The 20,500-nt window shown below is 61.1% G+C and carries 20 protein-coding genes; 16 read left to right on the top strand and 4 right to left on the bottom strand.

Annotated features, from left to right (window positions below; translation table 11 throughout):
* Positions 1-36 precede the first annotated feature (36 nt).
* The 3 genes from AC3IT9_RS21905 to AC3IT9_RS21895 form a co-directional block, all read right to left on the bottom strand.
* Positions 37-1,260: a type II and III secretion system protein family protein gene (locus tag AC3IT9_RS21905; protein ID WP_150726168.1), complete on the bottom strand. Its 1,224-nt coding sequence runs from the start codon at positions 1,258-1,260 to the stop codon at positions 37-39.
* A gap of 588 nt (positions 1,261-1,848) precedes the next feature.
* On the bottom strand, positions 1,849-2,256 hold the full coding sequence (locus AC3IT9_RS21900; protein ID WP_150754013.1) for a PA2817 family protein: 408 nt from the start codon (positions 2,254-2,256) through the stop codon (positions 1,849-1,851).
* Between the two features lie 74 nt (positions 2,257-2,330).
* Positions 2,331-4,778, bottom strand: a complete 2,448-nt coding sequence (locus AC3IT9_RS21895; protein WP_489271007.1) for an acyl-CoA dehydrogenase — start codon at positions 4,776-4,778, stop codon at positions 2,331-2,333.
* Positions 4,779-4,982: 204 nt separating this feature from the next.
* Here AC3IT9_RS21895 and AC3IT9_RS21890 point away from each other — a divergent pair, with 204 nt between their 5' ends.
* The 4 genes from AC3IT9_RS21890 to AC3IT9_RS21875 all read left to right on the top strand — a co-directional run bounded on the left by AC3IT9_RS21890 (position 4,983) and on the right by AC3IT9_RS21875 (position 8,150).
* Positions 4,983-5,642 (top strand): transglutaminase-like domain-containing protein, encoded by a 660-nt coding sequence (locus tag AC3IT9_RS21890; RefSeq protein ID WP_489271006.1) that lies wholly within the window; start codon positions 4,983-4,985, stop codon positions 5,640-5,642.
* 43 nt (positions 5,643-5,685) lie between these two features.
* Complete coding sequence (locus AC3IT9_RS21885; protein WP_489271005.1) at positions 5,686-6,309, top strand: glutathione S-transferase family protein; 624 nt, start codon at positions 5,686-5,688, stop codon at positions 6,307-6,309.
* A 132-nt stretch (positions 6,310-6,441) separates the two neighbouring features.
* Positions 6,442-7,374, top strand: coding sequence for an ABC transporter ATP-binding protein (locus AC3IT9_RS21880; protein ID WP_150754009.1), 933 nt, complete (start codon positions 6,442-6,444; stop codon positions 7,372-7,374).
* Positions 7,371-8,150 (top strand): ABC transporter permease, encoded by a 780-nt coding sequence (locus AC3IT9_RS21875; RefSeq protein ID WP_046037490.1) that lies wholly within the window; start codon positions 7,371-7,373, stop codon positions 8,148-8,150. Before AC3IT9_RS21880 ends, AC3IT9_RS21875 begins: the two co-directional genes overlap by 4 nt.
* A 154-nt stretch (positions 8,151-8,304) precedes the next feature.
* Here the strand turns inward: AC3IT9_RS21875 and AC3IT9_RS21870 are convergent, their stop codons facing one another.
* Positions 8,305-8,820, bottom strand: a complete 516-nt coding sequence (locus tag AC3IT9_RS21870; RefSeq protein ID WP_150726174.1) for a DUF2062 domain-containing protein — start codon at positions 8,818-8,820, stop codon at positions 8,305-8,307.
* A gap of 135 nt (positions 8,821-8,955) precedes the next feature.
* On the opposite strand from AC3IT9_RS21870, the gene AC3IT9_RS21865 reads away from it, so the two are divergent.
* From AC3IT9_RS21865 to AC3IT9_RS21810, 12 genes are all read left to right on the top strand, one after another.
* A complete protein-coding gene (locus tag AC3IT9_RS21865; protein ID WP_489271004.1) occupies positions 8,956-11,190 on the top strand; it encodes a DNA internalization-related competence protein ComEC/Rec2 in 2,235 nt (744 codons plus the stop codon).
* Positions 11,191-11,288: 98 nt separating this feature from the next.
* Entirely contained in the window at positions 11,289-11,924 is a 636-nt protein-coding gene (locus tag AC3IT9_RS21860) for a MotA/TolQ/ExbB proton channel family protein (protein WP_150758372.1), read from the top strand.
* On the top strand, positions 11,921-12,349 hold the full coding sequence (locus tag AC3IT9_RS21855) for an ExbD/TolR family protein (RefSeq protein ID WP_150726177.1): 429 nt from the start codon (positions 11,921-11,923) through the stop codon (positions 12,347-12,349). The genes AC3IT9_RS21860 and AC3IT9_RS21855 overlap by 4 nt, the downstream gene beginning before the upstream one ends.
* Positions 12,349-13,359 carry a tetraacyldisaccharide 4'-kinase gene (lpxK, locus tag AC3IT9_RS21850; RefSeq protein ID WP_489271003.1) on the top strand — a complete coding sequence of 337 codons (1,011 nt, stop codon included), beginning with the start codon at positions 12,349-12,351 and terminating at the stop codon, positions 13,357-13,359. Before AC3IT9_RS21855 ends, lpxK begins: the two co-directional genes overlap by 1 nt.
* Positions 13,360-13,383: 24 nt before the next feature.
* Positions 13,384-13,569 (top strand): Trm112 family protein, encoded by a 186-nt coding sequence (locus AC3IT9_RS21845; RefSeq protein WP_003179363.1) that lies wholly within the window; start codon positions 13,384-13,386, stop codon positions 13,567-13,569.
* Complete coding sequence (gene kdsB / locus AC3IT9_RS21840; protein WP_150726179.1) at positions 13,566-14,330, top strand: 3-deoxy-manno-octulosonate cytidylyltransferase; 765 nt, start codon at positions 13,566-13,568, stop codon at positions 14,328-14,330. Before AC3IT9_RS21845 ends, kdsB begins: the two co-directional genes overlap by 4 nt.
* On the top strand, positions 14,330-14,794 hold the full coding sequence (locus AC3IT9_RS21835) for a low molecular weight protein-tyrosine-phosphatase (RefSeq protein WP_151214575.1): 465 nt from the start codon (positions 14,330-14,332) through the stop codon (positions 14,792-14,794). The genes kdsB and AC3IT9_RS21835 overlap by 1 nt, the downstream gene beginning before the upstream one ends.
* On the top strand, positions 14,791-15,810 hold the full coding sequence (gene murB, locus AC3IT9_RS21830) for a UDP-N-acetylmuramate dehydrogenase (RefSeq protein WP_151214576.1): 1,020 nt from the start codon (positions 14,791-14,793) through the stop codon (positions 15,808-15,810). The genes AC3IT9_RS21835 and murB overlap by 4 nt, the downstream gene beginning before the upstream one ends.
* 235 nt (positions 15,811-16,045) lie before the next feature.
* Positions 16,046-16,516 (top strand): (2Fe-2S)-binding protein, encoded by a 471-nt coding sequence (locus AC3IT9_RS21825; protein WP_150753999.1) that lies wholly within the window; start codon positions 16,046-16,048, stop codon positions 16,514-16,516.
* Positions 16,513-18,834: a xanthine dehydrogenase family protein molybdopterin-binding subunit gene (locus AC3IT9_RS21820; RefSeq protein ID WP_489271002.1), complete on the top strand. Its 2,322-nt coding sequence runs from the start codon at positions 16,513-16,515 to the stop codon at positions 18,832-18,834. The genes AC3IT9_RS21825 and AC3IT9_RS21820 overlap by 4 nt, the downstream gene beginning before the upstream one ends.
* Entirely contained in the window at positions 18,834-19,817 is a 984-nt protein-coding gene (locus AC3IT9_RS21815) for an XdhC family protein (protein ID WP_150726183.1), read from the top strand. Before AC3IT9_RS21820 ends, AC3IT9_RS21815 begins: the two co-directional genes overlap by 1 nt.
* Entirely contained in the window at positions 19,814-20,410 is a 597-nt protein-coding gene (locus AC3IT9_RS21810) for a nucleotidyltransferase family protein (protein ID WP_489271001.1), read from the top strand. Before AC3IT9_RS21815 ends, AC3IT9_RS21810 begins: the two co-directional genes overlap by 4 nt.
* Positions 20,411-20,500 lie beyond the last annotated feature (90 nt).

Here is a 20,500-nt window from a genome sequence, read left to right as displayed (position 1 = left end):
GCGTGAGGGCGAGGCAAGTCTGGTTCAGGCTCCGGTTCATTGCGAGAGCCCGCTGCGACTGTCGAAGTCGCCATTTTCCAGGAAAAACATGCGGTAGAAGTTCGGGTCGTAATTGCGCAGCTGTTCGCCAGGCAATGACGGTAGTTGTGCATTGGCGGCCAGTGGCTGGACCAGATGCGGAGTGACGATCATCAGCAGTTCGCGCTCTTCACGGTTGATGGTGTTGTCGCGGAAAAACGCGCCCAGAACCGGGATATCGCCCAGCCCCGGAAACTTGTTCACCTGGGAATTGTTGCGGGAGCTGATCAGACCGCTGATGACGAAGCTTTCGCCGTCGGCCAGGGAGATGCTGGTATCGGTACGGCGCACGGTCAGGGCCGGGACTACCGTGCCGGCGATGCTCACGGCGTTGGTGAAGTCCAGTTCACTGACTTCCGGCGCCACCTTCAGCGCGATACGGTTTTTCCCGACGATGGTCGGCGTCAGCGTCAGGCGGATACCGAATTCCTTGTACTCGATGGACACGTTATCGCTGCCTGAACTGGGCACCGGAATCGGTATTTCACCGCCGGCCAGGAAACTCGCACTCTGACCGCTGAGCGCTACCAGGCTTGGCCGCGCCAGGGTGTAAGCGAAGCCGCTGCCCTCCAGCGCGTTGAGCGCCACCAGGGTATTGCCGGTAGCAAAAGTGAGGTTGAAATTGTCGTTGTTCACCGGTATCACCGGCGTGACAATGCCGCCGATGGTGGGCAAGGTTCTCGGCGAGCCGAACAGCCAGTTGCCACGGATGCCGAAAATCGAGGCGGAGGCTTCCTTGAGCTTGGTCCGGCTGACTTCAACGAAGCGGATATCGGTCTGCACCTGGCTCGGCAGCAGCGGGTCGTCGGAAGGCACCGACGGCACGCTGGTCAGCGCCGACGTGGCCTTGCCCTTGACGAACACCATGCTTTGGCGCGGCGTTTTCGAACAGGCGGTCCAGACCATCAGGCTGGTGGTCCCCGGCGCAATGCCCGTGAGTATGAAAGCGTTGCTGCCGCTGGGCTGCACATCGGCAATTTTCGGGTCGCCCACCGCCAGTTGAGTTACCGGAACGGGGCTGCGCAGTTCATTCTGCAGCCCCTGACCGACCTCGTACGTTGTCGGCCAACTGTCCAGTTGCTGGCAATTGGCCGGCGCGGCCTGAGCCGCATCCACGCTGAGGCCCATCCAGAACAGGCCATGGAAAATTCGCTTGAAAGCGGGCACGGTACGAAGGCTCATTAAGTACATCCTCACTGGATAGACCGTCTTTAGGCGGACTGAGTTGTCTCGGATCACTTCACGGGGATCGGGCTATCCCCCCCAATGCGCCCGACCACTCATCCATGGCCTTGGCGTTATTCCTTGCGTGCTACACACGAGCGGGCGCAATTCGCAGATCTGGCGGGACAGCGAGCGACCTTTGCTGAATCGGTTTTTAGTGATCCGGTTACCTGGACTGCCCGTCTGAGCGATACTCGTGCCTATGGGTCGACCTGGTTCCCCCGGAAAGTCATCGGCAATGAAGGTACAGAGCCGAAAAGCGCCTGCCAGGATCATGGTGAGGTAACTCCTTTTGCCAATCCGCTGTCTGATCACTGAAGCTGACGTGGAAAATCGAGCCGTCATGACTTCTTATTGTTTGAAGGTAGTTCAATCAAACCAAAGTGCCATGAATTTAAAGAAAAGCATTGGTGCAAAGGCTGGAGATAGGCGGGTGGGCAAGGTCGCAGCACAGTGCGGTTGACGAAATTGATGGGTTGCGCTGAAGGCAATAAAAAAGGCCCGCATGCTCAAGCATGCGGGCCTTTTGGTATCACTGATTGAAGATCAGTGCTTGCTGTCCTGGTTCGATAGCGCCAGCAGCTGCTTTTCCTGGTTCCAGTCGAAAGGCTCGTCGTTCTGTTCGGCTTCGAAGCGGCGCTCTTCCAGTGCCTGATACAGGTCGATTTCATCATCGGGCATGTAATGCAGGCAGTCACCGGCGAAATACCACAGCAGGTCGCGCGGGACCAGGTGAGCGATTTGCGGATAGCGCGTAATGACCTGGCACAGGATGTCCTGGCCCAGGTACTGGCTTTCGATCGGGTCAATCGGCAGCGATGCAAGCAGTTCGTCGAAGCGCTCAAGGAACAAGGCATGACTTTCGTCGGGAACCTGCTCGGCCTCACCTACGGCGACCAGGATGCTGCGCAGGTGGTCGAGTAAAACGAGATGATCGGCAACGATGTTGGACACGAGATAAGTCCTCAAGAGCAAAACGGGCGCGGGAGTATAAAGCGCCTGCGCCCGTTTTTACATGCTTGAAGGGATCAGCGGACTTTTCCCTTGGCCAGTGCCAAAGCCTTTTGGTCAAAGTCATCGACATCGATCACCTTGCGCCGGGCCGCTTCGGCTTCACGCAGGGTTTGGGCTTCCACCGGCTGTAACACGCCAGCCTCGAGGGCGGCATCGATCACCGACTCGCCGGCCACGGGTTTGACCTGACCACTCTTGACCGCCACGTGCAGTTTTTTCTGCAACGGCTGTGCGGCGCTCAACAGATTGCAGGCGTGTTGCAATGCACCGACCGGATCGTCGCTCGCTTGTGGGCGATAGCAACCCAGGAGCAATTCCTCCAGGGCAGGGTCGTCCTTGGGGCGGCCAATCAACCCAGCGACTTCGGCTCCGAGTTTGTCCGATGGCCCTTTGTGCCGGCGACCGAACGGGAACACGATCACCCGCAACAGGCAGCCGACGACTTTGTTCGGGAAGTTATTCAACAGCTCATCCATGGCTCGTTCCGCCTGGCCCAGGCTTTCTTCCATGGCCCAGGCCAGCAGCGGTGCCATGTACTGCGGTGAGTCGAGATCGCTGTAGCGCTTGAGTGCGGCCGAGGCCAGGTAAAGGTTGCTCAGCACGTCACCCAGCCGTGCGGACAGACGTTCGCGGCGTTTCAGTGCGCCGCCCAACAGCATCATGCTGAGGTCGGCGAGCAGGGCGAAAGCCGCGGCCTGACGATTGAGGGCGCGGAAGTAACCCTGGCTGAGCTTGTCGCCCGGGGTGTGTTCGAGGTGTCCGAAACCGAGATTGAGCACCAGTGTGCTGGCGGCGTTGCCCACGGCAAAACCGATGTGCTTGAGCAGCAGGCCATCGAATTCTCTGAGCGCCTGATCCTTGTCTTCACGGCTGGCGAGGGCCATCTCCTTGAGCACGAAGGGATGGCAGCGAATCGCACCCTGGCCGAAGATCATCAGGTTGCGTGAGAGAATGTTCGCGCCTTCGACGGTGATGAAAATCGGCGCGCAGTTCCATTTGCGGCCGAGGTAATTGTTCGGCCCCATGATGATCGCCTTGCCGCCGTGCACATCCATGGCATCGCTGATGCAGTCGCGGCCGCGCTCTGTGAGGTGGTACTTGAGAATCGCCGACAGCACCGACGGTTTCTCGCCCAGATCGACCGCGTTGGCGGTCAGCATGCGGGCGGCGTCCATCATCCAGGTGTTGCCGCCAATGCGCGCCATGGCTTCCTGAATGCCTTCGAAAGTGGCAATCGGCACGTTGAACTGCTCGCGAACCTGAGCGTATTGGCCCGTCACCAGACTGGTGAACTTGGCCATGCCGGTGCCCACTGCTGGCAGGGAAATCGAACGCCCGACCGACAGGCAATTCATCAGCATCATCCAGCCTTTGCCGAGCATCTCCTGGCCGCCGATGAGGAACTCCAGCGGGACGAACACGTCCTTGCCTGAGTTCGGGCCATTCATGAACGCGGCGCCCAAGGGTAGGTGCCTGCGCCCGATTTCGACACCGGCGATGTCGGTTGGAATCAGCGCCAGGCTGATGCCCAGGTCTTCGTTGTCGCCCAGCAGGTGATCCGGGTCGTAGGCCTTGAAGGCCAGGCCGAGGAGGGTGGCCACCGGTCCGAGGGTGATGTAGCGCTTTTCCCAGTTCAGGCGCAGGCCGAGGACTTCCTGGCCCTCCCATTCACCTTTGCAGATCACCCCGGAGTCCGGCATGCCGCCGGCGTCGGAGCCGGCCAAGGGACCGGTAAGGGCAAAGCACGGGATGTCGTCACCGCGTGCCAGGCGTGGCAGGTAATGATTGCGTTGTTCGTCGGTGCCGTAATGCAGCAACAGTTCGGCCGGACCGAGGGAGTTGGGGACCATCACGGTGGAGGCGAGGTCGCCGCTGTGGCTCGCCAGTTTCATCGCCACTTGCGAGTGGGCATAGGCGGAGAAGCCCTTGCCGCCAAACTCCTTGGGGATGATCAGGGCGAAAAAGCCGTTGTCCTTGATGAATGTCCAGGCTTCTGGTGGCAGGTCCATGGTTTGACTGAGCTGCCATTCACTGACCATGGCGCAGAGTGTTTCGGTCGGCCCGTCGATGAAAGCCTGTTCCTCTTCATTCAATTGTGCTTTGGGATAGGACAGCAGTTTGTTCCAGTCCGGACGGCCACTGAACAGTTCGCCGTCCCACCAGACCGTACCGGCGTCGATGGCATCACGTTCGGTTTGCGACATCGGCGGCAGGGTTTTCTGGAACCAGTTGAACATCGGCGCGCTGAACAATTTGCGGCGCAGGTCGGGCAGCAGCAAGGGCGCGGCGACGGCGGCGATCAATACCCAGTAAACCAGCAATAACCAGCCCGGCGCGCGGCTGAAAGCGCCCATGGCCACGACATAGACCGCCACGATACTCAGGGCGGGCAGTGGGGCGATGCGGCGGTGGGCCAAATAAGCAATCCCGACCAGCAGAACCAGTATCCACAACAGCAGCATATTCATTCCTCCGTGAAACCAGGGCGAACCAGCCCACAGAGCTTAGACGGCATCCGCGAAACAGGCTGGTTGGAGCGATGTGTTTGGAATCGTGGGAAACGCGTTCATCGAGCAAGCGGCAAAGCGCCCATGTTTGGCCGAAATGTCGTTATCTCTGTGCTGAAGCTCTCGCTAGACTCGGGGCTTCCCCAGGAGATTATTCTCATGCACGAGTATCTGAGTCCCGGCCGCTTCATCGATAGTGACCATCCGTCCGTGGTGGAGTTCGCCGAAAAACACCGTGGCGCCAGTCGCGATCCGCTGGAGCAGGCGATCAGTCTCTATTACGCCGTGCGCGAAGCGGTGCGCTACAACCCGTATACATTCAGTCGCGATCCGCAAACCCTGCGCGGCAGTTATGCGCTGGCGGCCGGGGAGAGTTACTGCGTGCCCAAGGCTACGCTGCTGGCAGGTGCAGCGCGGCATTGCGGGATTCCCGCGCGGATCGGCCTGGCGGATGTGCGCAATCATTTGTCGACGCCACGGCTGCTTGAGTTGCTCAAGAGCGACATGTTCGCCATGCACGGCTACACCGAGTTCTATTTGCAGGATCGCTGGGTCAAGGCGACGCCAGCGTTCAACCGCAAACTCTGCGACCTGTTCAATGTGGCGCCGCTGGAATTCGACGGGATCAACGACAGTGTTTTTCATCCCTTCAACCGCGATGGCGCGAAGCTGATGGAGTACCTCGTCGATCACGGCCAGTTCGCCGACGTACCTGAAGCGTTCTTTTTCGAACACCTGGAAAAATGCTATCCGCACCTGTTCGGCGAGCAACAGCAAGCGCTGTTGGGCGACATGCAGAGCGATTTGAGTCGCGCCTGATCCGGCGTATGCTGCCTGCCCACTTATCGAAAAAGAGGCGGTCATGCTGAAGATCTGGGGTCGGAAAAACTCGTCGAATGTCAGAAAGCCATTGTGGGCCGCCGAAGAACTGGGGCTGGCCTATGAGGCGATCGATGCCGGTGGCGCCTTTGGTGTCGTCGATACGCCCGAATACCGCGCCATGAATCCCAATGGTCGCGTGCCTGTCATTGAAGACGACGGTTTTGTGTTGTGGGAATCCAACGCCATCGTGCGTTACCTGATGGCCTTGCATGCCGACGGCACGGCCTGGTACCCGAACAATCTTAAGGCCCGCGCCACTGCCGACAAGTGGATGGACTGGACCACTTCGAGCTTTGCCGGTCCGTTCCGCACCGTGTTCTGGGGCGTGCTGCGTACCCCGGCAGACCAGCAGGACTGGCCTGCCATCAAGGCGGCAATCAAGGAATGCGAGACGCTGCTGGCGATGGCCGATCAGGCGTTGGCGAACAAGCCCTACCTGTCCGGAGACGAGATCGGCATGGGCGATATTCCCTTGGGCAGTTTCATTTATGCCTGGTTCGAGATGCCGATCGAGCGTGCGCCACAACCGAATCTGCAGGCCTGGTACGCACGGTTGAAACAGCGTCCGGCGTATCAAAAGGCGGTCATGACCGCGTTGACTTAATACTCACTATCGACACGCTTGACTGTACTTGTGTGGCGGCGACAAGCACCATTGTGCCAGTTCGCTGCGGTTGTATTGTTCGCCGCCGCCCATACTTATCCCTTTCTTCCCTTCTTGGTGCGTAAATCAGATATGAGTTCCGCTCTGTCCATCCGGCAGCTAACCAAAACCTACGGCAACGGTTTCCAGGCCCTGAGTGGTATCGATCTGGATGTCGCCGAAGGTGACTTCTTCGCCTTGCTCGGCCCGAACGGCGCCGGCAAATCCACGACCATCGGCATTCTCTCGACCCTGGTGAACAAGACCAGCGGCACGGTGAATATCTTCGGTCACGACCTGGACAGGAATCCTGCGCAGCTCAAGCGCTCCATCGGCGTGGTGCCTCAGGAATTCAACTTCAACCAGTTCGAAAAGACCTTCGACATCGTCGTGACCCAGGCCGGCTACTACGGCATTCCGGCGAAAATCGCCAAGGAACGCGCCGAACAGTACCTGACCCAGCTCGGCCTGTGGGACAAGAAGGACGTGCCGTCGCGCTCGCTGTCCGGCGGCATGAAGCGTCGCCTGATGATCGCCCGCGCGCTGGTTCATGAACCGCGCCTGCTGATCCTCGACGAACCGACTGCCGGAGTGGACATCGAACTGCGTCGCTCGATGTGGAGCTTCCTCACCGAGCTGAATCAGAAAGGCATCACCATCATCCTCACCACCCACTACCTGGAAGAGGCTGAGCAGCTGTGCCGCAACATCGGCATCATCGACCACGGCACCATCGTCGAGAACACCAGCATGAAGCAGTTGCTCAGCCAATTGCATGTGGAAACGTTCCTGCTGGATATGAAGAACACGTTGCAAGTGGCGCCGCAGTTGCTCGGCTACCCGTCCCGGCTGGTCGATAGTCACACCCTGGAAGTCCAGGTGGACAAATCCATGGGCATCACCGCGCTGTTCACCCAGTTGGCGCAGCAGAACATTGAAGTACTGAGCCTGCGCAACAAAACCAATCGGCTTGAGGAGTTGTTCGTGTCCCTGGTGGAGAAAAATCTGTCGAAGGTGGCGGTATGAGTTCCGAGCTGCGCCCCAACCTCGTTGCCCTCAACACCATCGTTTACCGTGAAGTCCGGCGTTTCACCCGGATCTGGCCGCAGACCTTGCTGCCGCCGGCCATCACCATGGTCCTGTACTTCGTGATCTTCGGTAATCTGATCGGTCGGCAAATCGGCGACATGGGTGGCTTCACTTACATGGAGTACATCGTGCCGGGGCTGATCATGATGTCGGTGATCACCAACTCCTACGGCAACGTGGTGTCGAGTTTCTTCGGCAGCAAGTTCCAGCGTTCCATTGAAGAACTGATGGTCTCGCCGCTGTCGCCGCACACCATTCTGATCGGCTACACCCTGGGCGGTGTGCTACGCGGGTTGATGGTGGGGATCATCGTGACTCTGCTGTCGCTGTTCTTCACCCATTTGCAGGTGCATCACCTGGGCGTGACCATCCTGGTGGTGGTGCTGACCGCGACGATCTTCTCGCTGCTGGGCTTCATCAACGCCGTGTTTGCGCGCAACTTCGATGACATTTCGATCATTCCGACTTTCGTGCTGACGCCACTGACTTACCTGGGCGGGGTCTTCTACTCGATCACCTTGCTGCCGCCGTTCTGGCAGACCGTGTCCCTGGCCAACCCGGTGCTGCACATGGTCAACGCGTTCCGTTACGGCATCCTTGGCGTTTCGGATATCCGCATCAGCGTGGCCATCGCCTTCATGCTGGTCGCGACCGCGGTGCTGTATCTCGGTAGTGCACGGTTGCTGGTCAGCGGGCGCGGGATGCGGACTTAAGGGATACCGCGTCGCCTGCATCGCGAGCAAGCTCGCTCCCACAGGGGATCTACTTTGCGACATGGATCGAGTGTGGGAGCGAGCTTGCTCGCGATGGCGTCAGCCCAGACACCGCATAAAAAACGGCCTCCCAAGCGGAGGCCGTTTTGCATTCTCACATTCGACTTTGCCTGCGCCGCTTCCATTGCCGCGCCACCCACCAGCGCCAATACATCATCACCAGGAAGTAGGCCAGTGCACCGAGTGCCAGCCCGGTTACAACCGAGCCCAACAGAAACGGTTGCCACAGTGTCGAGATTTCGCCCCTGATCCATTCCCAGGTCAGTGAGTCCGGCAACTGCCGGGTGGGAACGTCCATCAGCCAGGCGCCAGCCTGGTAGGTGCAGAAGAACACCGCAGGCATGGTGATCGGGTTGGTCAGCCAGACCAGGCTCACGGCAATCGGCATGTTGCCGCGCACGATGATGGCGAGGATGGCCGCCAGCAGCATCTGCAACGGGATCGGCAGAAACGCGGCGAACAGCCCCACCGCCATGGCGCGGGCAACGGAGTGGCGGTTGAGGTGCCACAGGTTCGGGTCATGCAACAGCGTGCCGAGAAAGCGTAAGGATTTGTGTTCCCTGATGCTCATCGGGTCTGGCATGTAACGTTTGAATAAGCGCCGGGGCATAAGGCTTCTCGGTCGGTCAGGGCGGCAAGTATGTCTGGATTCTATGAACTGCCCATTCAGACTTTGTGACAATTATTGACGACGCCCATGTGACGGGCGGGCTAAGCATTGAAGGGTACTCTCAAGGACGGGCTTATGCGCACAGGGATGATGGCGCTGGCGTTGGGTCTGTTGACCTTGCGTTTTTTACCGGCATTACCGCCGGTCTGGTTGTGGCTGGCGATGCCGGTGGCGGGTTTGATGTTGCTGCCGTTCAGGACCTATCCGGTGGCGTTTTACCTGTTCGGTTTGAGTTGGGCCTGCGCGAATGCGCAGTGGGCGCTGGATGACCGGTTGCCGCCGGCGCTGGACGGAGAAACCCGTTGGGTCGAAGGGCGGGTCACAGGCTTGCCCCGGCATGACGACGGTGTCGTGCGTTTCGAATTGACCGACATCCAGTCCCGACGTACCCGGCTGCCGCGGCAAATGCGTCTGGCCTGGTATGGCGGGCCGCCGGTGAACAGTGGCGAACGCTGGCGCCTGGCAGTCAAGTTGAAGCGCCCGGTCGGGCTCCTCAATCCGCAGGCCTTCGATTACCAGGCCTGGTTGCTGGCACAACGCATCGGCGCGACCGGAACGGTCAAGCAGGGCGAACGCCTTGCGCCAGCCCAATGGGCCTGGCGTGATGCAATCCGTCAGCGTTTGCTGGCGGTGGATGCCCAAGGGCGAAGCGGCGCGTTGACGGCGTTGGTGCTCGGGGACGGCGCCGGGCTGAGTCGCGAAGACTGGCAGGTATTGCAGGACACCGGCACGGTGCATCTGTTGGTGATTTCCGGGCAGCACATCGGATTGCTGGCGGGCGTCGTGTATCTGCTGATCGCCGGCCTGGCCCGCTTGGGGCTATGGCCGAGCCGTCTGCCATGGTTGCCCTGGGCGTGTGGCCTGGCATTCGCCGCTGCGCTCGGTTACGGGATGCTGGCCGGTTTCGAGGTGCCGGTACGACGGGCCTGCCTGATGATTGCAATGGTGTTGTTGTGGCGTCTACGGTTCCGTCATCTCGGTGCATGGTGGCCACTGTTGTTGGCACTCAGCGGCATTTTGCTGCTGGAGCCGCTGGCGAGTCTTCAACCTGGGTTCTGGCTGTCTTTCGCGGCCGTGGCAGTCTTGATATTGACCTTCGGCGGACGTTTGGGGCCTTGGCGTTGGTGGCAGACCTGGACCCGTGCCCAGTGGCTGATTGCAATCGGGCTGTGCCCATTGTTACTGGCTCTGGGGTTACCAATCAGTCTCAGCGGGCCGCTGGCCAATTTGTTCGCGGTGCCCTGGATCAGTCTGGTAGTCCTGCCACCGGCCTTGCTCGGGACGCTGTTGCTGCCGGTGCCTTACGTGGGTGAGAAATTGCTGTGGCTGGCGGGCGGCCTGATCGACGGGTGGTTCAGGGGATTGGGGCTCGTCTCCGGTCAGGTTCCCGCGTGGGTGCCCGCGGCAGTCCCGCTATGGGCCTGGGTAATCGGTGCCATTGGCGCCTTCTTGCTATTGCTGCCGCGAGGCGTACCGATGCGCCCGCTAGGGTGGCCCATGTTGTTGATGCTGGTTTTTGCGCCCAGGCCGATGTTGCAGGAGGGCATGGCCGAAGTCTGGCAACTGGATGTGGGGCAGGGCCTGTCAATCCTGGTGCGCACTCGGCATCACACGTTGCTGTATGACGCCGGACCGCGTTTCGGTGAACTCGACCAGGGGGAACGGGTGGTGCTGCCAGCATTGCGCAAACTTGGGGTGAAGGGGCTCGATCTGATGCTGATCAGCCACGCCCATGCCGATCATGCCGGCGGTGCCCCGGCGATTGCCAGGGGCTTGCCGGTGAAACAGGTGGTCAGTGGTGAACCGTCAGACTTGCCTGCGCAATTGCAGGCCGAGAGCTGTGAGAGCGGCCGGCAATGGACCTGGGATGAAGTTGATTTCCAGCTTTGGCACTGGCCGTTGGCCGGCGACAGCAACCAGAACTCCTGTGTCTTGCTGATCGAGGCCAATGGCGAACGGTTGCTGTTGAGTGGCGACATCGATGCCGCCGCCGAGAGAGCCCTGCTGGACAGTCCGTTGGCCCTGCCCACCGATTGGCTGCAGGCGCCACACCACGGCAGTCGCAGTTCGTCATCCAATGCCCTATTGGATGTCCTGCAACCTAAAGGTGCGCTGATCTCCCGCGGGCAGGGCAATTCGTTTGGCCATCCGCATGCGACGGTCATCGCGCGGTATCAAAAACGTGGGATGGCGATCTACGACAGCGTCGAACAGGGTGCCATTCGTCTGCAACTGGGACGCTTCGAGCCGCCGTGGTCAATGCGCCAGGAACGGCGTTTCTGGCGCGATCCGCCGCCCTTCAACCCATAACCGAGCGTTATCAAAGCCCGACCGGATGCGACATCACGGTCTTCGGTGCTTGCACCCCCTATGTTAGAGTGGCGCACTTTTTCGAGGGGACTGTCACTGTGTGGGAATTGGTCAAATCCGGCGGCTGGATGATGTTGCCGATCATTCTGAGTTCCATCGCGGCCATGGCGATCGTCGCCGAACGCCTCTGGACCCTGCGAGCCAGCCGCGTGACCCCGGAGCACTTGCTCGGGCAGGTCTGGGTCTGGATCAAGGACAAACAGCTCAATAAGGAAAAACTCAAGGAACTGCGCGCCAATTCGCCTTTGGGCGAGATCCTGGCGGCCGGCCTGGCCAACTCCAGGCATGGTCGCGAGATCATGAAGGAGTGCATCGAAGAGGCCGCACAACGGGTCATCCATGAGCTCGAACGCTACGTCGCCGCCCTGGGCACCATCGCCGCCATGGCGCCGTTGCTGGGCCTGTTGGGTACGGTGCTGGGCATGATCGATATTTTCAGTGCGTTCACAGGCTCAGGCATGACCACCAACGCCTCGGTACTGGCCGGTGGTATTTCCAAGGCCCTGATCACCACGGCTGCCGGTTTGATGGTCGGTATCCCGGCGGTATTCTTCCATCGTTTCCTGCAACGCCGGATCGATGAGCTGGTGGTGGGCATGGAGCAGGAAGCGATCAAGCTGGTCGAAGTGGTGCAGGGCGATCGCGATGTGGACCTGACCGGGAGTAAAGCGTGAAATTCCGCCGCAAACCACGGGAAACGGTGGACATCAACCTCGCGTCGCTGATCGACGTAGTGTTCATCCTGCTGCTGTTTTTTGTCGTGACCACCACCTTCACCCGTGAAACCCAGTTGCGCGTCGATCTGCCGGAAGCCGTCAGCGGCACGCCGGCCGACGATCAGAGCAAGCCTTTGGACATCGCCATCAGTGCCGACGGCGTGTTCTCGGTGAACAACCAGATCCTGCCGAAAAGTGACCTGGCTTCGCTGATGGACGCACTGCAAAAAGCAGCCAACGGCGACACCAACCGACCGCTGTCCATCAGCGCCGACGGCAAGACTCAACATCAGTCCGTGGTGACCGCAATGGATGCGGCCGGCAAGCTTGGTTTCAGCCATTTGCGCATGACCACTATCGAGGCGGCGCCCCCCGCGCCCTGATGAGCATGTCCAATCGATTGCTCGCCGCGTGGTACGCAGGTCATCCGGCCCTGAAGCTGTTGCAGCCACTGGAGTGGTTGTACCGGCGCGTGGTCATGAACAAGCGCAAGCGCTTTCTGGCGGGTGAGGGCGAGATCTATCAGCCGCCGGTGCCGCTGATCGTGGTTGGCAATATCACCGTGGGTGGTACCGGCAAGACGCCACTGATTCTATGGATGATCGAGCACTGCCAGCGCAGCGGCCTGCGGGTCGGCGTGGTCAGCCGCGGCTACGGCGCCAAACCGCCGCAGTTGCCGTGGCGGGTCGAGGCCGAGCACAGTGCTGACGTCGCCGGTGACGAGCCGTTGCTGATCGTCCAGCGCACGGGCGTGCCGCTGATGATCGACCCTAATCGCGGTAACGCCGTCAAAGCCTTGCTGGCCAGCGAGCCGCTGGACTTGATCCTGTCCGACGACGGCATGCAGCACTACCGCCTGGCCCGTGACCTCGAGCTGGTGCTGATCGACGCCGCCCGCGGCCTGGGCAACCGTCGATGCCTGCCTGCCGGGCCATTGCGCGAACCGGTCGAGCGCCTGCAAAGCGTCGACGCGGTGCTCTACAACGGTGCCGTGGCTGACCGCGATGATGGATTTGCCTTTCAATTGCAACCCACCGCGCTGGTCAACCTGCGCAGCGGCGAACGGCGTCCCCTCGACCACTTCCCCAGCGGCCAGGCCCTGCACGCGGTGGCCGGCATCGGTAATCCGCAACGTTTCTTCAAGACCCTCGAAACGCTACACTGGCAGCCGGTTCCACATGCGTTTGCCGACCACGCCGAATACAGCGTGGAGGCTTTGAATTTCACGCCGTCATTGCCATTGGTGATGACGGAAAAGGACGCGGTGAAATGCCGTGCCTTTGCCGCCGCCGATTGGTGGTACCTGGCGGTCGATGCCGTGCCGTCGCCGGCCTTCGTGGCCTGGTTCGATACACAGCTGATGCGCCTGCTGCCGGCTCGTTTGTTGCCTTAACTCCGTTTTTTCCAGGGAATGCTCATGGACACCAAATTGCTCGATATCCTCGCTTGCCCGGTCTGCAAAGGCCCGCTCAAGCTCAGCGCCGACAAGACCGAGCTGATCAGCAAGGGTGCAGGCCTGGCCTACCCGATTCGCGACGGCATCCCGGTGATGCTCGAATCCGAAGCGCGCACCCTGACCACCGACGAGCGCCTGGATAAATGACCACAGCCTTTACCGTCGTCATTCCATCGCGTTACGCCTCCACACGCCTGCCGGGCAAGCCGCTGCTGTTGATCGCCGGCAAGCCGATGATCCAGCACGTCTGGGAACAGGCGAGCAAAAGCAGCGCCGAGCGGGTGGTGGTGGCCACCGACGACGCGCGCATCGTCGAGGCCTGCAAAGGCTTTGGTGCCGAAGTGGTGTTGACCCGTGAAGATCACAATTCCGGCACCGATCGCCTGGCCGAAGTCGCGATGAAGCTGGGCCTGGCGCCCGACGCCATTGTGGTCAACGTCCAGGGCGACGAACCGCTGATCCCGCCGAGCGTGATCGATCAGGTCGCCGCCAACCTGGCGGCCCACGCCGAAGCGCGCATGGCCACTCTGGCCGAACCGATCGAAGACGCGGACACCCTGTTCAATCCCAACGTGGTCAAGGTCGTCAGCGACCTCAATGGCCTGGCGCTGACGTTCAGCCGTTCCACCTTGCCCTGGGCGCGGGATGCGTTCGCCGTGAACCCTGAGCAGTTGCCCGAAGGTGTGCCGTATCGCCGCCATATCGGCATCTATGCCTACCGCGCCGGTTTCCTGCAGGATTTCGTCAGCTGGGGTCCATGCTGGCTGGAAAACACCGAGTGCCTTGAACAGCTGCGTGCCCTGTGGCACGGCGTGCGGATCCATGTGGCCGACGCACTGATCGCGCCGCCAGCCGGTGTCGATACCGTTGAAGACCTAGAGCGCGTTCGTCGCCTGCTGGAGGCGTGATGCGGGTTCTGTTTGTCTGCCTGGGCAACATCTGCCGTTCACCCACGGCCGAAGGCGTGCTGCGGCATAAGTTGCGTGAAGCGGGGCTGGCCGACCAGGTCGAAGTCGCCTCAGCCGGTACTGGCGACTGGCATGTCGGCAAGGCGCCGGACCAGCGCAGTCAGGCCGCGGCGAAGCTGCGCGGTTATGACTTGTCCGCCCAGCGCGCCCGGCAAGTCAGCCGCGCCGATTTCACCACCTACGATCTGATCCTGGCGATGGACAACAGCAATCTGCGCAACCTCAAGGCCTTGCAACCGGTCAAGGGCAAGGCAGAGCTGGATTTGTTCCTGCGTCGCTATCAGTCGGAAATCGATGAAGTGCCGGACCCGTATTACGACGGCGACCAAGGCTTCGAGCAGGTGCTGGACCTGATCGAGCGCGCCAGCGATTTGCTGGTGATCGAATTGAAGGGACGGTTATGAGTTTGCAGGTTCAATCGCAGGTTTCGCTCAAGCCGTTTAACAGCTTTGGCGTGGATGTCCAGGCCCGGTTGTTTGCCGAGGCCCATAGCGACGCCGATGTGCGCGAAGCCCTGGCCTACGGGCTGGAACACGAGGTGCCGGTGCTGGTGATCGGCGGCGGCAGCAACCTGCTGCTGACGGCGGATATCGATTCGCTGGTGCTGCGCATGGCCACCCGCGGGACTCGCGTGCTGAGCGATGACGGCAGCAAAGTGGTGATCGAGGCCGAGGCCGGTGAGCCCTGGCATCCCTTCGTGCAACACACACTGTCCCAGGGACTGTCCGGCCTGGAAAACCTCAGCCTGATTCCCGGCACCGTCGGTGCGGCACCAATGCAGAACATCGGCGCCTATGGGGTCGAGATCAAGGACGTGTTCGCCGGCCTGACCGCCCTCGATCGCCAGACCGGCGAACTGCGCGACTTCACATTGCAAGAGTGCAACTTCGCTTACCGCGACAGCCTGTTCAAGCAGGAGCCGGGGCGTTGGTTGATCCTGCGTGTGCGTTTCGCCCTCGACCGCGCCGCGCATCTGCACCTGGAATACGGCCCGGTGCGTCAGCGCCTGACCGAACAAGGCATCGAGCATCCGACCGCCAGCGATGTCAGCCAGGCCATTTGCAGCATCCGCAACGAAAAACTCCCGGACCCGGCCGTACTCGGCAATGCCGGCAGCTTCTTCAAGAACCCTTTGGTGCCGGCGGCGCTGGCTGCACGGCTCAAGGGCGAATACCCGGACCTGGTGGCCTATGCGCAACCCAACGGGCAGATGAAGCTGGCCGCCGGTTGGTTGATCGAGCGGGCAGGGTGGAAGGGTTTCCGTGAGGCTGACGCTGGCGTGCATAAATTGCAGGCACTGGTGCTGGTCAACTATGGCGGCGCGACGGGCCTGCAACTGCTGAACCTGGCGCAGCGCATCCAGAAAGACATTTTCGAGCGTTTCCATGTCGATCTGGAAATGGAGCCGAACCGGTATTAAGCTTTCAGGACGGATCAAAAAGCCCTGCACGATGTTTATCGTGCAGGGCTTTTTTGTTAATGCTCGGTTAACTTAGTCAGCTAACGATGCACACTCTTGCTCCACCAAAGGCCCGGTGCAGACGTCTGCGTCTGCATAAGAGAGCCCATTAGCCTGAGTCGATCTGCGTGCGACCCACCGAGATCCAGCGGCAGATTGCTCGACCCCATAACTCAAGAACTATGCGGGCGTGCCCATGATTACCCTGAAACTCAATGGTCAAGACCATCAACTCGACGTCACCGAGGACATGCCGCTGCTCTGGGCGATCCGCGACGTGGCCGGTTACAACGGCACCAAGTTCGGCTGCGGCATGGGCCTGTGCGGGGCCTGCACCATTCATATCGAAGGGGCTCCGGCACGCAGTTGCATCACGCCCATCGGTTCAGTCGCCGGGCAGAATGTCAGCACCATCGACAACCTGCACGCCGACCCGATCGGCAAAGTCGTGCAGCAAGCCTGGCTCGACACGGCGGTCGCCCAATGCGGCTTCTGCCAGGGCGGGCAAATCATGTCGGCGACGGCGTTGCTCAAGACCAATCCGAACCCGAGCGACGAGCAGATCGAAGAAGCCATGGTCGGCAACATCTGCCGCTGCGGCACCTATAACCGTATCAAGACCGCGATCCGCCAGGCCTCCACTCACCTGAAGGAGGCCAAGGCATGAGCCGCTTATCGAATGATTTCGTCCTGAGCAACCTCAGTCGCCGTGGTTTTCTCAAGGGCGTGGGGGCGACCGGTGCACTGGTGGTCGCCGCGAGTTGGGGCTGGCAGGACGCGTTTGCCGACGAGAAAGAGAAGAAGTTCGGCGCCGACGGCATGCCTCACGGCTGGGTCGACGATCCGAAAGTCTATGTGAGCATCGCCGCGGATGGCACGGTGACCGTGATTTGCAACCGCTCGGAGATGGGCCAGGGCGTGCGCACCAGCTTGACCATGGTGGTGGCCGATGAACTGGAAGCCGACTGGGCGATGGTCAAGGTGCAGCAGGCCCCCGGCGATGAGGTGCGCTTCGGCAACCAGGACACCGACGGCTCGCGCAGCATGCGTCACTGGTACGAGCCGATGCGCCGTTGCGGTGCCGCCGCGCGGACCATGCTCGAACAGGCTGCGGCCGCACAATGGAAAGTGCCGGTCGGTGAGTGTCACGCGCAATTGCATAAGGTTGTCCATGAGCCTTCTGGCCGCGAAATCGGATATGGCGCCCTGGCCTCCGCTGCAAGCGCGTTGCCGGTTCCGGCCCGCGACAGCCTGAAGCTCAAGCAACCCTCTGAGTTCCGTTACATCGGCAAGGAAGGCACCAAGGCCATCGACGGTGAAGACATCGTCAACGGTCGTGCGGTGTACGGCGCCGACGTGCATTTCGACGGCATGCTGTACGCGACCATTGCGCGGCCCACGGTGTATGGCGGCAAAGTCAAAAGCTTCGATGGCAGCGCGGCGATGAAAGTCCCCGGCGTGGTCAAAGTGGTACAGATCGAAAGCCGTCCGTTGCCCTCTGAGTTCCAACCTCTGGGCGGCATCGCCGTGGTGGCGAGCAATACCTGGGCGGCGATCAAAGGGCGCGAGGCGCTGAAAATCGAGTGGGACGACGGCCCCAACGCCAGCTACGATTCGATCGCCTATCGCAAGGAACTCGAAGCCGCCTCGCTCAAGCCCGGCAAGGTGGTGCGCAATACCGGCAACCTCGAAAAGGCCATGGACAGCGCCGATAGCACCCTGGAAGCCTCCTACTATTTGCCGCATCTGTCACAGTCGCCGATGGAGCCGATGGTCGCCATTGCGCGGTTCAAGGACGGTGCGTGTGAAGCCTGGGGGCCAAGCCAGGCACCGCAGGTCTCTCGGGAACGGATCGGTGAGCGCCTGGGCCTGCCGTTCGACAAGGTCACGTTCAACGTGACCTTGCTGGGGGGCGGATTCGGGCGCAAGTCCAAGCCTGACTTCATCATCGAAGCCGCCATCCTCGCCAAAGAATTCCCAGGCAAAGCGGTGCAGGTGCAATGGACCCGCGAAGACGACATCCACTGTTCCTACTTCCACACCGTGTCGGCCGAATACCTCAAGGCCAGCCTGAACAAGGATGGCCTGCCGTCCGGCTGGTTGCACCGTACGGTGGCGCCGAGCATCACCGCGTTGTTTGCGCCGGGCATGAACCATGAGGCGGCGTTCGAACTGGGCATGGGGTTCACCAACATGGCCTATGCGATCCCCAACATTCGCCTGGAGAACCCCGAGGCCACGGTGCATACCCGGGTGGGTTGGTATCGCTCGGTGTCGAATATTCCCCATGGCTTCTCGATCCAGAGTTTTATCGATGAACTGGCGCACAAGGCCGGGCAGGACCCACTCAAGTACCAGATCAGATTGCTCGGCCCGGATCGTCAGATCGATCCGCGCACCTTGAGTGAAGAGTGGAACTACGGCGAATCCCCCGAGCGTTATCCGATCGACACCGCGCGCCTGCGCACGGTACTGGAGACCGCCGCCAAAGCCGCCGGTTGGGGGCGTGAGTTGCCCAAGGGGCGCGGCCTGGGACTGGCGGTGCATTACAGCTTCGTGACGTATGTGGCGGCGGTGATCGAGGTGGAGGTGAAAGATGATGGCACACTGGTGGTGCACAAGGCCGACATCGCCGTCGACTGCGGACCACAGATCAACCCCGAGCGCATTCGCGCGCAATTCGAGGGGGCCTGCGTCATGGGCCTGGGTAATGCGGTGCTGGGGGAAATCAGCTTCAAGGACGGCAAGGTCCAGCAGGATAACTTCCACATGTACGAGGTGGCGCGCATGTCCCTGGCACCGAAAGAAGTGGCGGTGCATCTGGTGACGCCGCCGGGCAACGTGCCCTTGGGCGGTGTGGGTGAACCAGGCGTGCCACCGATTGCGCCGGCACTGTGCAATGCGATCTTTGCTGCCACCGGCAAACGCATCCGCAACCTGCCGGTTCGTTATCAGCTGTCGGGCTGGCAAAAGGCCGGCGCCTGATGGACAGCGCCGATCTGAACGTCCTGCGCAGTGTGTTGCAATGGCATCGCGCCGGTCAGCGGGTGGTGTTGTACAGCGTGGTCGAAACCTGGGGCACTGCGCCCCGGGCACCCGGCGCCATGCTCGCCTTGCGCGAAGACGGCATGGTGATTGGTTCGGTTTCCGGCGGGTGTGTCGAAGATGACTTGATCGCCCGGCTGCACGACGGACGCCTAGCGCTTGACGGGCCGCCGGTGCAATTGATCACCTACGGCGTGACCCGCGAGGAAGCCGCACGTTTCGGCTTGCCCTGCGGCGGTACCTTGCGCTTGACCGAGGAGCGTATCGACGATGGGGATTGGGTCGAGCCATTGCTCGCGCGTTGCGAGGCCCATGAAATCGTTGCGCGCGAACTGAATCTGGCCACTGGCAAAGTACTTTTGCTGCCGGCCAGTAAAGCTGACGTGTTGGCATTCGACGGACAGACCTTGCGGGCGATCTATGGCCCGCGCTGGCGCTTGCTGCTGATCGGCGCGGGGCAGCTGTCACGTTATGTGGCGGAAATGGCCCGGTTGCTGGATTTCGAGGTGTTGATTTGCGATCCGCGTACCGAGTTTGTCTATGGCTGGGAGGAGCAGCACGGACGATTCGTTTCGGGCATGCCGGATGAGGCGGTATTGAACATCCAGACCGATGAACGCACGGCCATCGTGGCCTTGACCCATGATCCGCGTCTGGACGACATGGCGCTGCTCACGGCCCTGGATTCCAGGGCTTTTTACGTCGGTGCGCTGGGATCGCGAGTCAACAGCCAGAAACGCCGGGAAAACCTGGCTCAACTGGGGTTGTCGCAATCGGCGATTGACCGCTTGCATGGTCCGATCGGTTTGCACATCGGCAGTCATAATCCTGCGGAAATTGCCTTGTCGCTCATGGCGGAAATCGTGGCGGTCAAAAATGGCGTCGAACTGAAGCAGAAGAAAGCCGTGCGGGAGAGCGTATGAGCGAGTCCATTGGCGTCGTCGTACTGGCGGCAGGGCAGGGCAGCCGCTTTCGCCAGGAGGCGGGTGCCGAAAAGGATAAATTGGTGGCCGATTGCACCGGGCGTGACGGCGTGGTGCGGTCCGTCATCGAGCACACGTTGGTCAACCTGCCGGCGGCGCTGGACAAACGCGTACTGGTGACCACTGCTGACCGCCCGCAAGTGATTCGCATGGCTCAGGCCTATGGCTGCGAGATTGTACTGATCGAATCGACGGGAATGGGCGACAGCATTGCCGCGGGAGTCGTTGCCTGCAAGCAACTCGATGGTTGGTTGATGGTGCTGGGGGATATGCCGTTCATCCTGCCATCCAGTATCGAGCAAGTGGTGGCGGGTATTGGCGATGACCGTATCAGCGTGCCCGTGCAGAGCGGTGAGTACGGACATCCGGTCGGGTTCGGACGGGACTTCGCGGTGGGGTTGATGGCGCTATCGGGGGATCGTGGCGCCAAACCGTTGTTTGCCCAGGGGCGGGTGGTTGAAGTGACCGTGGATGATCCGGGTGTTGTGTGGGATGTGGATGTGCCGCAGGCATTGATCTTTAGCCCCGCATAGATTTTCAGATCAACCTGAACCCCCTGTGGGAGCGAGCCTGCTCGCGATAGCGATCTGCCATCCAGCAGAGATGCAATCTGATCCACCGCT

The organism is Pseudomonas sp. KH_046_1, assembly GCF_057839025.1.
The sequence above is the reverse complement of the archived record's forward strand: the minus strand, read 5'-3'. Positions and strand labels throughout refer to the sequence as shown.

Bases quoted from the DNA above. Each gene is read 5' to 3' on its own strand.
- AC3IT9_RS21835 (WP_151214575.1), top strand. From the start codon at position 14,330: ATGCGGGTTCTGTTTGTCTGCCTGGGCAACATCTGCCGTTCACCCACG.
- AC3IT9_RS21815 (WP_150726183.1), top strand. From the start codon at position 18,834: ATGGACAGCGCCGATCTGAACGTCCTGCGCAGTGTGTTGCAATGGCAT.
- AC3IT9_RS21905 (WP_150726168.1), bottom strand. From the start codon at position 1,260: ATGAGCCTTCGTACCGTGCCCGCTTTCAAGCGAATTTTCCATGGCCTG.
- AC3IT9_RS21895 (WP_489271007.1), bottom strand. From the start codon at position 4,778: ATGCTGCTGTTGTGGATACTGGTTCTGCTGGTCGGGATTGCTTATTTG.
- kdsB (WP_150726179.1), top strand. From the start codon at position 13,566: ATGACCACAGCCTTTACCGTCGTCATTCCATCGCGTTACGCCTCCACA.
- AC3IT9_RS21845 (WP_003179363.1), top strand. From the start codon at position 13,384: ATGGACACCAAATTGCTCGATATCCTCGCTTGCCCGGTCTGCAAAGGC.
- AC3IT9_RS21890 (WP_489271006.1), top strand. From the start codon at position 4,983: ATGCACGAGTATCTGAGTCCCGGCCGCTTCATCGATAGTGACCATCCG.
- AC3IT9_RS21870 (WP_150726174.1), bottom strand. From the start codon at position 8,820: ATGCCCCGGCGCTTATTCAAACGTTACATGCCAGACCCGATGAGCATC.
- AC3IT9_RS21825 (WP_150753999.1), top strand. From the start codon at position 16,046: ATGATTACCCTGAAACTCAATGGTCAAGACCATCAACTCGACGTCACC.
- AC3IT9_RS21880 (WP_150754009.1), top strand. From the start codon at position 6,442: ATGAGTTCCGCTCTGTCCATCCGGCAGCTAACCAAAACCTACGGCAAC.
- AC3IT9_RS21865 (WP_489271004.1), top strand. From the start codon at position 8,956: ATGCGCACAGGGATGATGGCGCTGGCGTTGGGTCTGTTGACCTTGCGT.
- AC3IT9_RS21810 (WP_489271001.1), top strand. From the start codon at position 19,814: ATGAGCGAGTCCATTGGCGTCGTCGTACTGGCGGCAGGGCAGGGCAGC.
- murB (WP_151214576.1), top strand. From the start codon at position 14,791: ATGAGTTTGCAGGTTCAATCGCAGGTTTCGCTCAAGCCGTTTAACAGC.
- AC3IT9_RS21875 (WP_046037490.1), top strand. From the start codon at position 7,371: ATGAGTTCCGAGCTGCGCCCCAACCTCGTTGCCCTCAACACCATCGTT.
- AC3IT9_RS21885 (WP_489271005.1), top strand. From the start codon at position 5,686: ATGCTGAAGATCTGGGGTCGGAAAAACTCGTCGAATGTCAGAAAGCCA.
- AC3IT9_RS21820 (WP_489271002.1), top strand. From the start codon at position 16,513: ATGAGCCGCTTATCGAATGATTTCGTCCTGAGCAACCTCAGTCGCCGT.
- lpxK (WP_489271003.1), top strand. From the start codon at position 12,349: ATGAGCATGTCCAATCGATTGCTCGCCGCGTGGTACGCAGGTCATCCG.